This is a genomic window from Desulfobacter curvatus DSM 3379 (genome assembly GCF_000373985.1).
Classification (GTDB): domain Bacteria; phylum Desulfobacterota; class Desulfobacteria; order Desulfobacterales; family Desulfobacteraceae; genus Desulfobacter; species Desulfobacter curvatus.
In genome coordinates this window covers 1-18,491 of sequence record NZ_KB893053.1, presented here as the reverse complement: position 1 = coordinate 18,491, position 18,491 = coordinate 1, and the positions used below count along the sequence as shown (strand labels likewise).

The following is an 18,491-nucleotide window of genomic DNA, read 5'->3' as shown; positions in this document are numbered from 1 at the left end:
TTTCTCCTTCAGCGGTTGGGTTTTGTCAAATCTATACTGATGGCGTAAGCCCCACCGTCAAGTTTGGCCGTCAGCGGATATTCGCCTTTTTCAAATACCTTGAGCATGGCCCGGTTGGAGGAGAGGACATCTGCGGTTATTTTCACGGCCCCACGCTCCTTTGCCAGGCGGGTGAGCATTTTAAACAGAAAAGAGGCAATGCCCAAGCCCTGGTATGCCTCGTCCACGACAAAAGCGATGTCCATGAACGGTTTGTCTGGATGCTTGGCAATTCTTGCCTCGGCAATGATGGTCTGGTTGCCGGGTTCGCCCACAAGGCCCACCACGGAGAGTACCTCCCTGTAATCCACGTTCACATAGGCCTGCATTTTGGCGTGGGGCATGGCTTTGATGGGTGCAAAATAGCGGTAGTATATGGCGTCATCGGAAAACCGGTAAAACAGTCTGCGCATCTGCTCTTCATCCGATGGCTTGATGGCCCTGAACCGGACCTGCAGATTATTTTTGAACGTCTGGGTGGTTTCGATCTCCTTGGGATAAAAACGGGCGGAGTCGGCAATGAACATCTGGTCAGGATAGAGCAGGTTTTCTTTTTTACCACCCTCTACAAGGCCGGGCCGGTCTTCGGGGTGGGCGATCTCGATCAGGGCCTGGGCCCGTTCCCGCAGGCTTCTGCCCCTGATGTGGGCCACTCCGTATTCTGTGACCACAAGGTCAATACATTCCGGAAAACTAAGCTGGTCCGGGATATCATCTATAAACAGACGGATATTGGGTTCTCCGCCCTTGTTCCGGCTGGGGAGGGCCACAATATTGTATCCGCCCCGGGAGAGTTCCGCGCCATTGAGGATATCGGCAATCTGGCCCGGATCTGCGGAAATATTGGCAGACTTGGCGTAAATGGCCACCCGGCCGGACAGGGCCACCCGCCGTACCGGAAGAACCATGACAAATTTTTTGTTACGCCCGATCTGCAACGGGTCGAATATCTTGTCAATGCCCTGGAACTCCACCATGGGATTTTTGTCGAGCCATGCCATCAGCTTTTGGGAGCCCAGAGCATAGGTGGTCAAAGACCGGCCCAGAAACATACCCTTTTCCCGGTTAGTGACTGCCCCGCTTTCGGCAAGTTCCATGAGCGCATCCGTGAAAAACGGGGTATGAATGCCCAAATTTTTTTTCTTTGCCAGGTGCCGGGCCAGGGCCTCGTAAATGGGGCCGTAACTAAAGGCAATGCATGATCCGTCTTCAATCACCGAGGCGGCATTTTCGGCGATTTTGTCAAACACATTGTTTACGGGGTATCTTGGGACATAAAAGGGCGGGACCTGGGCTTGGACCAGCATATGAAATTCATCTATATGGACAAAGGTGTCCCCCAGGGTAAAGGGAATGTTTTCATTAATCTCAGCCACCACAAAACCGGCCTGCTTCATCACCCTTCTTGCCACATCCACACCAAGACCAAAGCTGCAATAGCCGTTTTCATTAGGTGGGGTGATCTGGAGAAACGCCACATCAATGGGTATCAGGCCGTCCCTCATGAGCAAAGGGACTTTGGAGAACCGCGCCGGAATCAGATCCACCCGGCCTGCGGTGATGGCCTGGGCCGACACCCAACCCGAAAAAAAGGTTTTTAAACGGTACCGGTGGGATTCCAAGGCGTTGTAAGACACGGCATCTCCGAAACTGACCAACTGGATCAGGGTCAGATCCTCCAGATTGTAGCCTTCGGCGCACATGAGCGCATTCACAAGGGTTCTGGGTTCGGCGGTTCCCGTACCGATAAAAATGTGCATGCCCGGCGCAATTTTGGACAGCACTTTATCCGTGGACACACAACGTGTTTTCCAGGCAGGTCTTTTTTTCCTGAACATAGCGCCCTATTTTTTTAATTTTTTAATATTATCCCGTGCAAATTCAATGGTTGGATCTATGTTTAAAGCCATTTCATAAAATTTGATGGCAACTGCCGGTTCTTTAAGTTCCCGGTAACAGGAACCCATATTGGCATAATTAATCGCCTGGCTTGGGTCCACATCCAGGGCTTTTTCAAAATAGGTAATGGCGGTTTTAAAATCCTTTTTCATAAAACAGCAGGCCCCTGCGGTGTTCAAGATATCAGGGCGCTGGGGATCGGCATCAAGACCGGTTTGACATGTCTCAATAGCCGGATCCAACAGCCCGGCATCTTTCTGGGCCGCAGCCATATGGGAACAGATATCAGGCAGATTGCGCCTGGCAGGGTCGCGGTCAAGGGCGGCTTGGAACTGTGTTATGGCATCTGCTCCCTCTTCCAGGGCGGTAAGCATCAATCCTTTGTAGAAACTGGTGTAGTATTTTCCCGGGATGAGCGCTTCCAGTTCATCCAGCTGGTCAATGGCCAGTATGGGATGGGAATTTTCCGTAATCAAACGGGCGGCAAACATGCCCACACTTGCTTCATCGGCACGCTCCCTGAAATGGGCCCCCGGCATGATGGTGTAAAAGGCGGGAATATCCAGGCCTGGATGGGTGGTGCAAATGGAGAGCAGATGAAACCCTTTATCCGCCAGAATCCGGATCAGACTTTCTACTTCCACCTTCATATTGTCGGCAGACAAATCCGGCAGATCTGCGGCATCCACCATGGTTTCAGGATGGGTGATATAGCTGGCCGCGTCTATATCCGTAAATTTCGGCAACCCGGATGCCACGTAATTGGAACCGGAGTTAAAGTCCCCGGCAAGCTGGGCCACCTCGGTCAGGGCACGCCCCATGGCCTTTTCCGGGGATGGCGCCGTGCCGGCGGTCCATACGATCTCGCTTGTATCCGGAAAGGTGGACGGGTCCCAGGCCAGCACTGCGATGGTGGGAATGCCCGTGTCAAGACAGAGATCACTTGCATAGACCTTAATGCCTTGGGTGTCATATTTGGCAAGAAGTTCCCGGACAAGGGGATCTTTAAAGGAGTCCAGGCGGATGCCGGGCACCTTTAATTTTTCCCGGGATACCCGGGAGCAGACATGGCGCTCCACAAGTTCGCAGATGCCCTGGGTCAAGGCCTCTTCCGTGCAGTTGCCCGCACTGGGACCGTTAAACTCATTGATCATATAGAACCAGTTAAAGGGGATATTCACCTCTTTTTTATTGGTCAGGTCGTAGCCTTTGGTCCATTGCAGGGGCAAAGAATCAAATATGGGTTTAACCTTTAAGGCCTCGGACTCATCGTCATGGACCGACTGGGTGATCAGGGTATAATCCAGGGCCTTTTCCCCAAGCTGCTCAGGCGTGGCATGGATAAAGTTTTTCTCATCCTGGGCAAAGGAAAAAAAGCTGAACCGCTCCACCAGTTCCATGACCGCACTGGCCTCGGACTGTTCCGGGGTCCCGCCTTTGCCCATCTGTTTATTGGTGCCGGTCACCCGCCGTGCATCCGCACCACACTCACTGAAGAACACCGGGATATCCAGGCGGCCGTTGTCGATGCGCCGGGTTCGGCTTAAGATATCAATATCCAGGGCTGCGGCCTTTTCCCTGAACCGCCGGACCGTTTCGGAAGGAGAGATGATTTTATCCTGATCAAAGGTATAATTTTTCGGGGCGTCTTGGAGTATTATTTTATAACCCATGGGGTTCAAAACCTTTCAATTTATATGTAAAAAGGCCCCACCTTACCATGAATTGTTGCGGATTTCATCATGATAGCACCTGTATTGATTAAATAATCTGCATTGCCGGGATCTTTTTTGAAAATGTCAAACGCGGATTAATTCCATGAACTTAAGATTAGCCCGGGGAAAAGGAAACTGGTGAAGCTGATCAACATTGACCCATTTATGGTCAATGGGTCCGTTGAGAATAACTTGACCGGAGATATAATCGCAGAAGAATACATCCATTTCAATTTTAAAATGGGTATACGCGTGGAAAACCCGGGTCAAAAACTGTAGATTACCGGTCTCAATGCCCGTTTCTTCCCGGATCTCACGGATGCAGGCCTGTTCAGCAGCCTCTTTAGGTTCCACCTTACCACCTGGAAATTCCCATAATCCACCCAAAAGCCCGTCAAGTTTTCTTCTGGTGATCAGAACCTTTCCATTTTTCCTGACAATCCCCACAGCAATATGAACGGTGGGCACCTTTTTTTTCTCCATGCGCCGGGGAAAGAGATCCGTGACCTGTTTTTTACAGGTACAACATTCCCGGGCTAATGGACATGCGCCGCAGTCCGGGCGTTTAGGGGTACATACCAGAGCGCCAAGTTCCATGATGGCCTGGTTGTATGTGCCTGGGTCCTTTTCATACAAAAATTTTTCGGCAATGGCCTTATATGCTTTATGGGACGCGCTGTGATTCACAGGGGTATCAACGCATAAAAGCCTTGCCAGGACACGCTTGACATTGCCGTCCACCACGGCATGGGGCTTTGCCCTGGCAATGGAGAGTACAGCCGAGGCAATATAGTCCCCCACACCCGGAAGACCTTTAAAGCCCTTGTAATCATCCGGAATAATACCCCCCATATCACAGACCACAATCCCGGCAGCCTTGTGAAAATTTCTGGCTCTGGCATAATAGCCAAGCCCCTCCCAGGCCTTCAGCACGGTTTCAAGGTCTGCGACGGCAAGATCTTTAAGATCAGGCCAGGTTTCCATGAACTTGAGATAATAGGGAATCACAGTTTTGACCTGGGTCTGCTGGAGCATCACCTCGGAAACCCATACCCGGTACATGGATGTATCCCTGCGCCAGGGAAGTTGCCGGCAATTGTCCCGGTACCAGGCCATTAAGGCTGTTTGAACTATTTTACTTTGCCTGTTTTCCAGTTTCGCACCAAATTAATAAATGTTCTGGTGGCCGTTCCCGAAGGGCCTTTGGGAATATACGTTTTTTCTGTAAAAGCCCAGGCCGTACCGGCGATGTCCAGATGTGCCCAAGGAGTTTTACCCACAAAATTTGACAGATACGCTGCCGCGGTTATGGTCCCGGCCGGTTTTCCGCCGGTGTTTTTGATGTCCGCCACCTTGGATTCGATCTGTTTTTCATAATTTTTATTCAGGGGCAGGCGCCAGACAGGTTCCCCTGCAAGATTCCCGGCAGCCTCAACCGCCTTGACCAAGGCGTCGTTGTTGGACACAAGCCCTGTATAATGATGGCCAAGTCCGATAATGACGGCGCCTGTCAGGGTTGCTGCGTCAAGCACACATGTGGGCTTGAAATTTTCAATACCCCAAGCCAGGGCATCAGCCAGGATAAGGCGGCCTTCGGCATCGGTGTTGACCACTTCACTTGTCACCCCGTTGTAGTGGGTGATGATGTCGCCGGGATGAATGGCCTTGGACCCGGACATATTATCCGTGGCAGGAACAATGGCCACAACACCCACATCCGGCTTTTCCAGGGCAACGGCCTGCATGGCGCACATCACCGCCGCACCTCCGCACATATCGTATTTCATCTCCTCCATGCCCGCAGACGGTTTGATGCTGATCCCTCCGGAATCAAAGGTCAACCCCTTACCCACAAGCAGGATGGTCTCGGTTCTGTTTTCTGGTAAATATTCCAATATCACTATGCGTGCCGGTACATAGGAGCCCTGGTTGACGGCAAGAATCCCCCCCATGCCCATCTGTTCCATCTCCTTTTTTTCTATACACCGGTAACCCAGCCCCGTGTCTGCGGCAAGCTGTTTGGCATATGCCGCAAAATCGGCAGAGGTCCAGTGATTGCCCGGCTCATTGGCCATATCACGCGCCGTACAGGCGGCAAAGGCCGAATTTTTTGCCTTTTCAACACCTTGGCGTACGACTTTAAGATTATCTTGGCATACAAATTTTATCGCACCAAGCCCAGGGTAATCGGTTTTTTTCTTGGTATTTTCTTTATATTTTTCAAACCGGTAATCTCCAAGGATGACGCCTTCGGCCAGTGCGCCCGCACAGATTTCCGGATCATCCAGGGCCAAAGACAGATGTTTTGGGGTCGGCAGACAGATCACAACATCTTTAGCCTTGACCGATGCACACACCTTGGCAACCTGTCCGCCCGCCTCCCGAAGCATGTCCAGGGCAACTCCTTCATCCTTTTCTTTGTTCACAGGTCCTGTTCCTAAAACCAGAACCCGGACAGCAGAAATTTTTGACTGGTCCGGCGGATAAAATAATATCTGTTCTGCGGCCTTGCCGGAGAAATCTTTCAACTCAAACGCATTTTTAACCTGGGGTTTTACAGCGGCATCGCATGCAGGCATTTTACCCTTTGCCTCCACGGCAAAATAAACCAGAAGATCAGTTTTAATTGTTTCGGCAGCTTTGGTGATAGTGGTGATACGGTCTTTTTTCATGGGGGGCACCTTTTTTTACCGGTTGTTTGGAAATTTAAAATCTATGGGAATTTAACATAAAACCCGGGTCAGGTAAAAGAATTCAAAGAATAACCGCCATGGGATGACATCGTCTAACAAAATATCCAAATTATTTAGCAAGTTCGATACTATTCATAAATTGTTGTTCTTGCATCTTGCCTTATTCAAAATATTCCAGTATACCTTAATTAAATTAATTATTTATAAACTTACAGGAGGCAAAGACATTGAACAGTATTGCTGTACTTGCCGGTGACGGTATTGGTCCGGAGGTCATGGCGCAGGCAATCAGGGTGCTTGACAAGGCTTCGGATCTTTTTGGTTTTGAACTATCCTATGAATACGCAGATGTGGGCGGTGCAGGCATTGATAATCATGGTAAAGCCCTGCCGGACTCAACATTGGCATTGTGCGAACAAAAAGATGCCATTTTGTTTGGTTCCGTTGGCGGTCCGAAATGGGAACACCTGCCACCCGAGGAACAGCCTGAACGTGCTTCACTTCTGACGTTGCGCAAACACTTTGGTTTATATTGCAACCTAAGGCCCTCCAAAGTGTTTCCCTCTCTGGCATCGGCATCTCCCCTGAAACCGGAAATCATAAAAAACGGATTTGACATCTTATGTGTCAGGGAGCTGACCGGCGGACTCTATTTTGGAAAACCCAGGGGCAAAAGGGGCAGTGGCCCTGATGAAACTGCATTTGATACCATGGTCTATTCCAGATTCGAAATTGAGCGGATTGCCAAAATGGCGTTTGAGGCTGCCAGGAAAAGGCGCAGTATTGTATCATCTGTGGACAAGGCCAATGTGCTGACCTCTATGGTTCTGTGGCGGGAAGTGGTCATAGACGTCGCCAAATCATATCCTGATGTCACTTTGAACCATATATATGTTGATAATGCAGCCATGCAGCTTATTCGAAACCCCCAGCAATTTGATGTGCTTTTGTGCGGAAATATGTTTGGGGATATTATATCCGACGAATGCGCCATGATTACCGGATCAATGGGGTTACTGTCTTCGGCAAGTTTGAATGAAAAAAAATTCGGCCTTTATGAGCCGGCCGGCGGCTCGGCCCCTGATATTGCGGGCAAAGGCATCGCCAATCCCATTGCCCAGATCCTGTCCACAGCCATGATGCTGAAATACACCTTTGGGCAAACCCAGGCCGCTGATGCCATTGAAACCGCAATTTCCAATGTTCTTGATCAGGGAATTCTCACTGCAGATTTGACAGATAAAAAAGAGAATGCTGTAAATACTGAAGAGATGGGAACTGAGATTATCAATGCGCTGACCAATATCAGCAGAACTTGACGCCTCATTATTGAAACCTGCACGTCCCGGCCATTGAGCGTCTTTTACTCCATGGCCGTTTTTTTTGTCTTTTTTTGACTGGCCCAAAAGCAAAAGGGCTTTTGAGTATCCTCAAAAGCCCTTCTTTTATTGTGGCGGGAGTGACGAGACTCGAACTCGCGGCCTCTAGCGTGACAGGCTAGCGTTCTAACCAACTGAACTACACCCCCGTAGTTTACTTCTTCGTTTTGGTGGGCGATGCAGGGATCGAACCTGCGACTTCAAGCTTGTAAGGCTTGCACTCTCCCAGCTGAGTTAATCGCCCGAAACGGCAGCATATATACCAAGTCCAAATATGGGTGTCAAGCAAAATTGTTCTTTTTTTTGTATTCTTTTATTTTGTTTGAGCATCCGCCTAATATTTAATCAAATCCTTGCAATATTATGGGGACATTGTTATGCTGTTCCATTAATATGTAAACATTATAGAATAATTTAATGCAAAATCTTATCACCTTTTTTCCTGACAACAATCAAAATCAGACAAGGGATATCGCACGTATAAAGTCCTTGATTTATAATGTCAGCAGCAAAAGTATAATTTAGGAGTCGATAATGGAACCTGTTCAGGGATATCTGGAAATCATGGACAAGGGGTTTGGTTTTCTAAGGAATATAGAAGAAAATTTCAATCCCAAGCCTGAAAATCCCTATGTACCCAACAGCCTGATACGCAAACTCAACCTTAGGGAAGGCAGTTTTATTCAAGGCTATGGAGAAAAAAAGAGCCCGCAGAATGTAAACGTTGCCCTTATACGTATTGAGACCATTAACAATCTTCCCTTTGACGAGTTCATAAGAACGCCAATGCTCCAGGAGCAGGTCAGCATCAACCCCTTTGAAAGGTATCATCTTACCCAGGGACCTGATGACGTAACGGGAAAAGCGTTAGATCTGATTGTTCCAATCGGCATGGGACAGCGTGGGTTGATCATCGCACCGCCAAAGTCCGGAAAAACAACAATTTTAAGGCACATGGCCAATTCCGTGGTCCTCAACCATCCTGATGCCAAAGTCTTTGTCCTGCTTGTGGATGAGCGGCCTGAGGAAGTTACCGATTTCCAAAGAGGACTGACCGATGCCCATGTACTCTATTCCTCTGCTGACCAGCAAATTGGTCAGCACATGAGGATGACGCGACTTGCGATGCACACGGCCATCAGATGTACGGAAATCGGCCAGGATGCCGTGGTTTTCATCGACTCTTTAACCCGGATGACCAGGGCGTTTAATATTGACACCGATTCCTATGGTAAAACCATGAGTGGTGGACTTGGCGCCAATGCCATGGAGTTTCCCAGAAAAATTTTCGGGGGTGCCCGCAAGCTTGAGAACGGCGGTTCCCTTACAATCATTGCTACGATTCTGGTCGAGACCGGCAGCCGTATGGATGATGTGATTTTCCAGGAATTTAAAGGCACCGGCAATATGGATCTTTACCTGTCCAGGGAGTGCGCCGAACAGAGAATCTGGCCAGCCATTAATATCAACAAATCCGGAACCCGGAAAGAAGATTTGCTGATGGAACCTGACGAGTATGAGGGTATGGTGAATATTCGCCGGAGCATTGCACCGTTAGATGAAGTAACGGCCATGTCACAGTTTTTATCCATGATCGAAGATAATTTATAAAGACGGCATTTTTCTTGTATCTTTAAAAATAAAAAATCGCGGCACTCAAAACATTTCAAGTGCGGCGATTTATTATTTTTATAAGCCCTAATTAAAATATAAATACTATACGATTAGGGCATGCTCAAGCACTTCAGCCATATTTTCCACATAGACGATATCAAGCTGTTTTTGGATCGCCTTTGGAACGTCTATGATGTCTTTTTTGTTTTCATCGCAAAGAATAACTTTTTTAATCCCATTGGCATGGGCTGCCAGAAGTTTTTCCTTTAGACCGCCAATGGGCAGTACCCGTCCACGAAGAGTAATTTCCCCTGTCATGGCCACCGTCCGGCTTACGGGCCGGCCGGTGAGAATGGAAACGACTGCCGTGCACATGGCAATACCGGCTGAAGGCCCATCTTTGGGGATGGCCCCTTCCGGCACATGGATGTGGATGTCCGTGTCCTTGTAAAAGTCTTCTCTAATTTTAAGATCTGCACTTCTTGAGCGGACATAGGATACCGCTGCCTGGGAACTTTCCTTCATCACATCCCCAAGCTTTCCGGTAACCATTACCTTTCCCCTGCCCGGCATGGTCACCGCCTCAATGGTTAAAAGCTCGCCACCTGCCTGGGTCCAGGCCAGTCCGGTAACAATTCCGGTTTTATCTTCCTGTTCCAGAATGGAATTTCTAAATTTGGTCTGTCCCAGATATTTTGACACCGTATTTGCTGTGACCAGATGTTTTTTACGGGTCTGGGTCCGTACTATTTCCGTGGCGATTTTTCTAAGCACAGAAGAGAGCTCTCGCTCAAGATTTCTCACCCCGGCTTCTTTGGTGTATTGCTTGATAATCATCTCAACCGCAGCTTTGGAAAAAGAGATTTCACAATCATCTAACCCGTTTTCATGTATCTGTTTAGGAATCAGGTAGCCGGTGGCAATCTGGTATTTTTCATAATCGGTATATCCGGGTATCTGGATCACCTCCATGCGGTCACGCAGGGGGGCGGGGATTTCATGCAGGGTATTTGCTGTGGTGATAAACAAAATTTCCGACAGATCGTAATCCACCTCAAGATAATGATCATTAAAATTTTTGTTCTGTTCAGGGTCCAGTGCTTCCAGAAGGGCAGAAGAGGGATCTCCTCTAAAGTCACTGGTCATTTTATCAATTTCATCCAGACAGAATACCGGGTTGTTATAGCCCACTTTCTTCAACGTCTGGATGATTTTTCCGGGCATGGCGCCTACATATGTTCTTCGGTGCCCTCGAATCTCCGCCTCATCACGAACCCCACCCAGGGAGATCCTGGCAAAAGAGCGTCCGGTCGCTGTGGCAACAGACCGGGCAAGGGATGTCTTGCCCACCCCGGGGGGGCCCACCAGGCACAAAATCGGGCCTTTTATCTTTTTAACCAGAATCTGTACAGCCAAATACTCGAGAATTCTCTCCTTGGGTTTTCGCAAGCCGTAATGGTCCCGGTCCAGAATCTGCTCTGCCTTTGAAAGCTCATTTTTTACACGTTCCTTCCGGTACCAGGGCAGGGATACCAGCCAGTCTATGTAATTTCTGACCACGGTTGCTTCCGAGGAGGTTGCCGACATCAACTTAAGCTTTTCCAACTCTGTGCGCACAACACCGGCGGCTTCTTTAGGCATGCGCTTGGCCTTGATCTTTTTTTCAAGATCGGCAAATTCGCCGCCTTGGCCGTCCTCACCCATTTCCTTTTGGATTGCCCGCATCTGTTCGTTAAGATAGTGGCGTTTTTGAAGTTTATCCATCTGTTCTTTGACCCTGCCCTTGATCTTCTGGGACATGGAAAAAACTTCCGTCTCTTTTTGAATAAATGTTAAAAGCAGAAAGAAACGTTCTTCAATATCTCCGCACTCCAGCAGCTTCTGTTTATCCTGAACCTTAAAGGGCATTTGGGCGGCAATGGTATCGGCATACCTTGACGGGTACTGCTCTAAGGCATCCAGCCCTTTGAAAAAACTTTTGGAAACCACGCCGGACAGGCCGGCATAATGCTTGAAGGCCTCATGAACCGTCCGGATAGCCGCCTCGGTGTTGGCTGCGGTCAACGGCTTTTCAGGGACGTCCACGTAATCAACAACCTGAAACCCGTCCTGGTCATGCATTTTAACAATACATCCCCGGGCAACACCTTCAACCAAAGCCTTTACCGTACCATCGGGCAGGCGCAACAACTGTGTGATCCGGGCCTCGGTACCCACCTGGAAAATATCCTCGATAGTGGGTTTCAGGACTTCAGGATCTTTCTGGGTCGTAAGAAAAATTTTTTTATCACCGCCCATTGCCTGGGAAAGCGCCTTGATGGATTTTTCCCTTCCCACAAAAATAGAGGTTGTAACAAAGGGGAAGAGGACAATATCCCTTAGGGGCACCAACGGGAGGGTTTTCTTCTCTTTTTCAGCCCCATCCTCGGGATTGAAAAAACGGGAAATACTGATCATGGATGCAAACTTTCTATTTAAGCCTGCTTTTTGGGCTGTTCATACAGCAAGATGGGATCCTCGTTGTTTAATACCACTTCTTCGCCCACCACACACTCAACCACATCTTTTTTGGACGGAATTTCATACATGATATTCATCATGGTTTCCTCCATGATAGCCCGCAACCCTCTGGCTCCGGATTTTCTGGCAACCGCCTCCTTGGCCATGGCTTCAAGGGCCTCATCCGTAAACTGCAGATTCACCCCTTCAATGCGAAAAAGTTCCTGATATTGCCGAACCAGCGCATTTTTAGGTTCGGTCAGAATCTTGACCAATGACCCTTCATTTAACTCCCCTATGGAAGTTATAATGGGCAACCGCCCTAAAAATTCTGGGATCAGGCCAAATTTAATCAAATCTTCAGGCTTTACCTGCTCCAGCAGTTCCCCGATATTTATGTCCTTTTTATCTGCGATCTTAGCACCAAACCCCATAGTTTTCTGGGTTAAACGGCTCTCAACGACTTTCTCAAGACCCGTGAAGGTTCCGCCGCAGATGAACAGGATATTGGAGGTATCCACCTTTACATAATCCTGCTGGGGATGTTTTCTTCCTCCCTTGGGAGGGACCGAAGCAATGGTGCCTTCAATAATTTTAAGCAGGGCCTGCTGGACACCTTCTCCGGAGACATCCCGTGTAATTGACGGGTTGTCTCCCCGCTGGGAAATCTTATCTATCTCATCAATGTAGATGATACCTTTCTGGGCCTTTTCAATGTCGTAATCAGCATTTTGAACCAGGGAGAGAACGATATTCTCGACATCCTCCCCAACATAGCCAGCCTCGGTCAAGGCCGTGGCATCGGCAATGGCAAAAGGGACATCCAGGAACCGCGCAAGAGTCTGGGCCAGGAGCGTTTTGCCACACCCGGTCGGTCCGATAATCAGAATATTACTTTTCTGAATCTCGACGTCTTCATCGGTTTTCGCCAGATGCGAGGCCAGGCGCTTATAATGATTATAAACCGCAACGGATAAGACCTTTTTTGCACGATCCTGCTCTATGATATATGAATCAAGCTGCTCTTTGATCTGTTTGGGCACCATGAACTCCTTGGCGCTCTCCGGCTCGACAGACAACTCTTTTTCTTCATCTTCGATAATCTCGCCGCACAGCTTAATGCATTCATTGCAGATATATACGCTGGGCCCGGCTATCAGTTTTTTTACTTCTTTTTGATTTTTACCGCAGAATGAACAGAAAAACTGATCGTTTGTATCATCTTTTTTGGCCATATTTTATGACTCCTTTGACGCTGACGCCTCCTGCTCAGAGGCCTGTTCCAATTGGCTCCTGTCACTGACCACACGGTCGACAATGCCGTATTCCAAAGCTTGCTTTCCAGACATGAAAAAATCACGTTCCGTATCCGCTGCGACCTTTTCAATATCCTGTCCCGTATGCTTTGCTATAATTTCGTTCAAAGAATCTTTCATTCTTAAAATTTCAGTCGCCTGAATTTTGATATCCGTGGCCTGGCCCTGGGCACCACCCAGCGGTTGATGAATCATAATTCTGGCATTGGGCAGGGCAAACCGCTTGCCAGATGTTCCGGCCGTAAGAAGCAACGCCCCCATACTGGCTGCCTGGCCGATACACACCGTTGCCACATCCGGCTTGATGTACTGGATGGTGTCATAGATAGCCATACCTGCTGTAACAACGCCTCCAGGAGAATTGATATAAAAATTGATATCTTTCTCAGGATCTTCGGATTCAAGAAACAGCATCTGTGCAACAATGAGGTTGGCAACTTCATTGTCTATGGCAGATCCCAAAAAAATAATCCTGTCTTTTAATAGCCGTGAATAGATATCATAGGCACGTTCTCCCCTGTTGCTCTGCTCAACAACCATTGGAATAAGAGGCACGATTTAACTCCTTGTCATGATCTAAATATAAGTTTTTAACCTTGTTGCCGCCCAAGCAGTTAATTGAATTGACCTGCTTCAATAACAGCCATGGGTTGATCCCGACCGATTAACACCCAGGCTCAACCCACAACAAACATAAAAGCAATTCAATAAGTTATTGATGCTTTCATATTAAAGCTTGCGGATTTTTTACACTTGTGCGCCTTCTTCTTCAGTTTGCTCATCAGCGGCTTGCGCATCATCCGGTGTCACTTCAACGACATTGCTTTTTTCTATTATAAGGTCAATAGCCTTTTTTTCAAGCTGGGTATGTTTATAATATTCAAGCTGACGTGGGTCCATGTTGAAAAAATTCTTAATGGCATCCTTTGTCGCACTCATGGCCTGGGCCATCTCTTCAAAACCGGTATCAAGTTCTTCATCGCTAAGTTCCATTTTTTCCTGGGTAATCAACTTGTCCAGGATCAGATGCCGACGGGCCTGTTTTTCGGCCACATCCTTGTATTTTTCTTTCATGATTTCCCGGCTTAATCCGACTTCTTCCAAGGAGGTATTGTTTTGGGCATAGGCCTGTTCCGTCTCAGCAATGATACCGTCCAGTTCACCTTCAATCAGGGCGTCAGGAACTTCAAAATCTGTTTTTTCAAGTATCTGAGTAAAAATTTGTTCACTCATCTCATGCTTGACCCGCTGGGCAATTCCCTTTTCGAGGTTATCCCGGATGGCGACTTTTACATCTTCAAGGGTTTCGTATTGCTCAAGGTCTTTTACGAGGTCGTCATTGGCTTCGGGCAACACTTCTTCCTGGATTTCCTTGAGCGTAACCTTATATTGGATGGTCTTTCCTTTCAGATTTTCATCATGGAAATCATCTGCGTAAACCACTTCGATGTCCAGATCCTGAACCGGGATGGCGCCAATAAGTTTTTCGGAAAATTCTTTAGGCAACGGTTCCATGTTGATGGCTGTAACATAATTTTCAACTTTGGGGGTATGCTCAAAAGATTCTCCATTTAAAAAACCTTCATAGTCAATCAGAACAAAGTCACCTTCTTTTACCGGACGAGCCTCTTCGACCTTCTGCTTTGTGGCCATGGTCTTTTGCAGCATATATATCTGGCTTTCAATCTCGGCCTCACTAACTTCATAAAGCGTTTTTTTAATTTCAAGGCCTTGGAGATCAATATCATCCAGTTCAGGTTTAATTTCCACAGTGATCTCAAACGAATAATCAGCATCCGGCTTGAGTTCCGGAGGGTCAAGTTGGGGCCCGCCCACGATATCTAATTTATGATTTTCAACTGCTTCAACAAAAGCCTCCTGGATCAGGCGCGGGGCAACCTCGGCATGAACGTCTGCGGCAAACCGGTTTTCAAGCACTTTTCTGGGAACTTTTCCTTTTCGAAAACCTTTAATATCCACCTTCTTTTTCAAATCGGCATAGGCTTTACTCAACTCTTTGGAAATTGTTTCCTTAGGAATTTCAAAAGAAAGCACTTTTTTAATACTGCTCTGATCTTCGATTTTTACCTGCATGATTTTGTCCTGTTATTTCCTGTTAATTGGCGTTATTCTACTTAACGCACCTTCAAAAATAATAATTATACCCTAACTGATTTATTATACGGTACAAACACTTTACACAAAGTTTACTAAAATACCCCGTCTTCATGGTGGTGTCAAGGAAATTGCCGATCCTAAATAGATAGGGGAAAAGCTTAAACCATGTAACTTTTGGATACATCTCACGATTATGGTGCGGGCCTGGCCGGAAAAATTGAGCTTGATTTTTTTTATTTCAGGTGATAAAAATCTCTTCTATTTTTAGGTGTCGGGGCGTAGCGCAGTCTGGCAGCGCGCCTGCTTTGGGAGCAGGATGTCGGAGGTTCGAATCCTCTCGCCCCGACCAGCACAATATAAGGCTTTCAGTGTTTTTACTGAGAGCTTTTTATATTTTTGGTTGTGGCTTCTGGTTGCGGTTTTTCATTTTTTGACTCAAATCTCCCGGATATAGAATCCATAGCATCCTCTATGGCACCATCCAGTTTATGAAGGTATATTTCAGTTGTCCTGGCTTCTGAGTGGCCTAAAATATTCTGAATCGTCTTCGTTGAGATTTTGGGATTGTCAGCCAGGAGAGAGGCCATAAGGTGCCGCAAGGTATGAAACCCAAAATAAGGATTTATTCCGGCTCTTTTACAAAGCCCTTTCATGAACTTTGGGCGATGATTAAAGCGATCATTTGTTTTTTCATTAAAAAACACCCAGGTGTCTTGTTTTCGATTCTGCCACATTTTCCATAAGGTAAAATACAATTCATCGTTTATGGTAACGGTAACAGCCTTATATGATCCACCATGGGTTTTTCGGGTCCATTTGGTAAGCAGCCGTTTATCAAAATTGATGTCTTCCCAAGTTAAGCGTAATACTTCGTCAATCCGGGCTAAAGTATGAAGCATAACAATCAACAAATCCTTTTCGTCAGTTTCCGGGTCCGCAGCCAAAAGAAGTTTTATAATATCCTGTTCCTGGGGGACCCGTTTCCGGGCTACCGTATGGGGAAGTTTTTCAATCTTTTTGACCGGATTTCGATCAATGGATTCAAGTACATTTTCTGCATAGCTGAATAATGATGACAATTCTTTACGGTGAACATTGTAATTATTATTGCTTGGACGGGTACCTAAGTATTTCGCTATGACTTCCGGGGTGATTTTTGAAATGGGAAAATCATCACCACCAAGAAAACGACCAAAGGCCACAAAAACACTTTTCTTGTATTTCCATGTTTTTAAAGCATGCCGACGTGATGAAAAATCAAGATACAAATTGCATAGCGTCAAGTAACCCATGCCGGTTGAGATCGGATTTTTCTTTACATCTTCCTTTCTTTTTGCCCGAGCGGCCGCCGCTTCCGTTTTTGTCTTGAATCCCCTGGCCGCATAAATTTCGTTTTGATACTGAAAACTGTAGCACCAATGTTTCCGGGTCTTGTCCTTCCATAATCCCATAAATTACCTCTTGCCTAAAACGCCAAACCCCGATACCGCCAGGCTTGAAGCCACCTAATTTTTTCACATGTTTATAGACGGTGTTTTCTGAAATTTGTAATAATTCCGCGACATCAGAAGGGGTCAAAAGCTTGTTCCTATTATGACCAGCCGATCCTTTCGTCATGTTTCATCCTCAAAGTATGATTACGGTTTTAGTGATTATTTTCTATTTTTTGAAAAATGACCTCTGGCATAATCCGCATAGCAATAATGCAAATAGGTGTTGTAATCAATGTTGCCTGCCATATATTCATGCTCAAATTTTGTTATGCTGTTCTTTCCGTTTTTCTTTACCAAAAGGTAAAGGTGATTTTTCAATTCTCGTGGGTTCATTTTATTCATTCTTTATTTAATGTTCACCGATCCTAAATAGATGCATTGATAAGGATGATTATTAGAAAATGCCCGGGGTAGGCCACATAATAGAAGTATTTTTGGATCGTTTTTGGCAAAGGAATGGTGGCCCTGGAGTACATGAGGAAGACAGCAGCCGGACCGAACAAAACATAAGCGGCTCCGGATAAATAATACACCAAAAGAAAAAAAGCAGTCATAGCGCCCAAGAGATAAACCGGCCGATGATGCAGGAAATAAACGGCAAAGACTATGAAAATATAGATTGATACGACGTTGGCCAATAAAAGAAGCAGGGTCAAATAAAATGCCTGATAGCCGTACCGTTCGTACAGGACAAGGATAATCAGGCCAAAAAGCAGGGTATAAAGATCATTGAGTCTATGCAGGGCAGGGAACAAAATATTAAACAGGGGCTGGGTAACACCGGCGCAAGTCACCAGGGAGATGATATAAAGCTGGAGATTCTTGGTATATTTCAGGCCCTGGGTAATGAAAAAGGCAAACAAAGGGAAAGACAGTGCGCCCAGGGACCGCATGATCAATTCATGTTCCGGGAAAAAGAATATGGCCGAATGGTCAATCACCATTGTGATGAAGGCAATAAGTTTAATCATTTTGATGATCCCAAGCTTATGGTGTATGAAATCAATCTGAAAACACAAAAAGAAAAAGCGATTGCCACAATGGGCAAACCGACATATGTGACGATGTCACTGATAAAAAGGGCAAGGTCAAAACCTTCGGGTAAAGAGATCATTTTAAAGCCTCAAAGACAGGCCCAGGGCCAGGGCGTTACATGAAAGTGCGCCGATGATTAACGAGATACTTTTTGAGGTCAAATCCGAGGTATCGGTGATCTCAATATAATCGACTTGGCCCGGATCTGAATCAAGATCCGTTACCGAGATCAATGTTCTTTGGTAGTACGCTTTGGTTAAAATATTAATTTGAGAAAAATCGGAAGTATTAAAAAGATAGTCATCGACAACAAAGAACGCGTTCACCTGATCCACCCGGTAAAGATCCACCTGGCCGGTCTTCGTAACCGCTGCATATGATTCTGTATTGGAAAGAAGTATTAAAACAAACAAGATGCCGATTGAATTGAAACGGGAAGATCCAATCCGAAGGGCTGATACAATGGCCCGAATAATGATGCCCAGGAGCAACGAAATAACGACCAGGCCAAAACCATTTCCAAATGCTTCTAAATCTATCATGCTTTATCCTCTAATCATCTTTGGTTTTGTCTTCGTAAAGTTCATCAAAAATATCGGAATATTTTTCGGCTCTGACATTGTTCAGGCTCATTCGATATTCTTCTTTCATCAAAGGTTCACGCCAGGTGCCTTTGCTATTCTGCCAGCGG

14 protein-coding genes and 3 tRNA genes are annotated in these 18,491 nt (G+C 46.7%); 3 read left to right on the top strand and 14 right to left on the bottom strand.

The features are described from left to right. Nucleotides 1-8: 8 nt before the first annotated feature. The 4 genes from B147_RS0111270 to B147_RS0111255 form a co-directional block, all read right to left on the bottom strand. On the bottom strand, nucleotides 9-1,838 hold the full coding sequence (locus B147_RS0111270) for a bifunctional acetyl-CoA hydrolase/transferase family protein/GNAT family N-acetyltransferase (RefSeq protein WP_245568998.1): 1,830 nt from the start codon (nucleotides 1,836-1,838) through the stop codon (nucleotides 9-11). A gap of 45 nt (nucleotides 1,839-1,883) precedes the next feature. Further along, nucleotides 1,884-3,611, bottom strand: a complete 1,728-nt coding sequence (locus B147_RS0111265; protein WP_020587301.1) for a YcaO-like family protein — start codon at nucleotides 3,609-3,611, stop codon at nucleotides 1,884-1,886. A gap of 126 nt (nucleotides 3,612-3,737) precedes the next feature. After that, the gene (gene mutY, locus B147_RS0111260) at nucleotides 3,738-4,769 is read right to left on the bottom strand and encodes an A/G-specific adenine glycosylase (RefSeq protein WP_020587300.1); all 1,032 of its coding nucleotides are present in this window, start codon (nucleotides 4,767-4,769) and stop codon (nucleotides 3,738-3,740) included. A 14-nt stretch (nucleotides 4,770-4,783) separates the two neighbouring features. Next, on the bottom strand, nucleotides 4,784-6,325 hold the full coding sequence (locus B147_RS0111255; protein WP_020587299.1) for a leucyl aminopeptidase: 1,542 nt from the start codon (nucleotides 6,323-6,325) through the stop codon (nucleotides 4,784-4,786). A gap of 248 nt (nucleotides 6,326-6,573) precedes the next feature. Here B147_RS0111255 and leuB point away from each other — a divergent pair, with 248 nt between their 5' ends. After that, nucleotides 6,574-7,665: a 3-isopropylmalate dehydrogenase gene (gene leuB, locus B147_RS0111250; protein WP_020587298.1), complete on the top strand. Its 1,092-nt coding sequence runs from the start codon at nucleotides 6,574-6,576 to the stop codon at nucleotides 7,663-7,665. Between the two features lie 132 nt (nucleotides 7,666-7,797). Here the strand turns inward: leuB and B147_RS0111245 are convergent. Beyond that, nucleotides 7,798-7,874: transfer RNA gene (locus B147_RS0111245), tRNA-Asp, on the bottom strand. A 19-nt stretch (nucleotides 7,875-7,893) separates the two neighbouring features. Continuing rightward, nucleotides 7,894-7,969, bottom strand: a tRNA-Val gene (locus B147_RS0111240). A gap of 290 nt (nucleotides 7,970-8,259) precedes the next feature. Between B147_RS0111240 and rho the strand changes: the two genes are divergently transcribed. Continuing rightward, nucleotides 8,260-9,336 carry a transcription termination factor Rho gene (gene rho / locus B147_RS0111235; protein ID WP_020587297.1) on the top strand — a complete coding sequence of 359 codons (1,077 nt, stop codon included), beginning with the start codon at nucleotides 8,260-8,262 and terminating at the stop codon, nucleotides 9,334-9,336. A gap of 105 nt (nucleotides 9,337-9,441) precedes the next feature. On the opposite strand, the gene lon is transcribed toward rho, so the two are convergent. The 4 genes from lon to tig all read right to left on the bottom strand — a co-directional run bounded on the left by lon (nucleotide 9,442) and on the right by tig (nucleotide 15,248). Further along, on the bottom strand, nucleotides 9,442-11,796 hold the full coding sequence (gene lon, locus B147_RS0111230; protein WP_020587296.1) for an endopeptidase La: 2,355 nt from the start codon (nucleotides 11,794-11,796) through the stop codon (nucleotides 9,442-9,444). Between the two features lie 17 nt (nucleotides 11,797-11,813). Then, nucleotides 11,814-13,073, bottom strand: a complete 1,260-nt coding sequence (clpX, locus tag B147_RS0111225) for an ATP-dependent Clp protease ATP-binding subunit ClpX (protein ID WP_020587295.1) — start codon at nucleotides 13,071-13,073, stop codon at nucleotides 11,814-11,816. Between the two features lie 3 nt (nucleotides 13,074-13,076). Beyond that, nucleotides 13,077-13,709, bottom strand: coding sequence for an ATP-dependent Clp endopeptidase proteolytic subunit ClpP (clpP, locus tag B147_RS0111220; RefSeq protein WP_026259612.1), 633 nt, complete (start codon nucleotides 13,707-13,709; stop codon nucleotides 13,077-13,079). 192 nt (nucleotides 13,710-13,901) lie between these two features. Beyond that, nucleotides 13,902-15,248, bottom strand: coding sequence for a trigger factor (tig, locus tag B147_RS0111215; protein ID WP_020587293.1), 1,347 nt, complete (start codon nucleotides 15,246-15,248; stop codon nucleotides 13,902-13,904). 296 nt (nucleotides 15,249-15,544) lie between these two features. On the opposite strand from tig, the gene B147_RS0111210 reads away from it, so the two are divergent. Next, nucleotides 15,545-15,621: transfer RNA gene (locus B147_RS0111210), tRNA-Pro, on the top strand. A gap of 25 nt (nucleotides 15,622-15,646) precedes the next feature. Here B147_RS0111210 and B147_RS0111205 read toward each other — a convergent pair. The 4 genes from B147_RS0111205 to B147_RS0111185 all read right to left on the bottom strand — a co-directional run bounded on the left by B147_RS0111205 (nucleotide 15,647) and on the right by B147_RS0111185 (nucleotide 18,342). Further along, on the bottom strand, nucleotides 15,647-16,474 hold the full coding sequence (locus B147_RS0111205) for a tyrosine-type recombinase/integrase (RefSeq protein ID WP_245568997.1): 828 nt from the start codon (nucleotides 16,472-16,474) through the stop codon (nucleotides 15,647-15,649). A gap of 55 nt (nucleotides 16,475-16,529) precedes the next feature. Beyond that, the gene (locus B147_RS32900; RefSeq protein ID WP_083927883.1) at nucleotides 16,530-16,889 is read right to left on the bottom strand and encodes a helix-turn-helix domain-containing protein; all 360 of its coding nucleotides are present in this window, start codon (nucleotides 16,887-16,889) and stop codon (nucleotides 16,530-16,532) included. Nucleotides 16,890-17,130: 241 nt separating this feature from the next. Continuing rightward, nucleotides 17,131-17,736 carry a TraX family protein gene (locus B147_RS0111195; protein ID WP_020587290.1) on the bottom strand — a complete coding sequence of 202 codons (606 nt, stop codon included), beginning with the start codon at nucleotides 17,734-17,736 and terminating at the stop codon, nucleotides 17,131-17,133. A 144-nt stretch (nucleotides 17,737-17,880) separates the two neighbouring features. Then, complete coding sequence (locus B147_RS0111185) at nucleotides 17,881-18,342, bottom strand: hypothetical protein (protein WP_020587288.1); 462 nt, start codon at nucleotides 18,340-18,342, stop codon at nucleotides 17,881-17,883. Nucleotides 18,343-18,491: the final 149 nt, after the last annotated feature.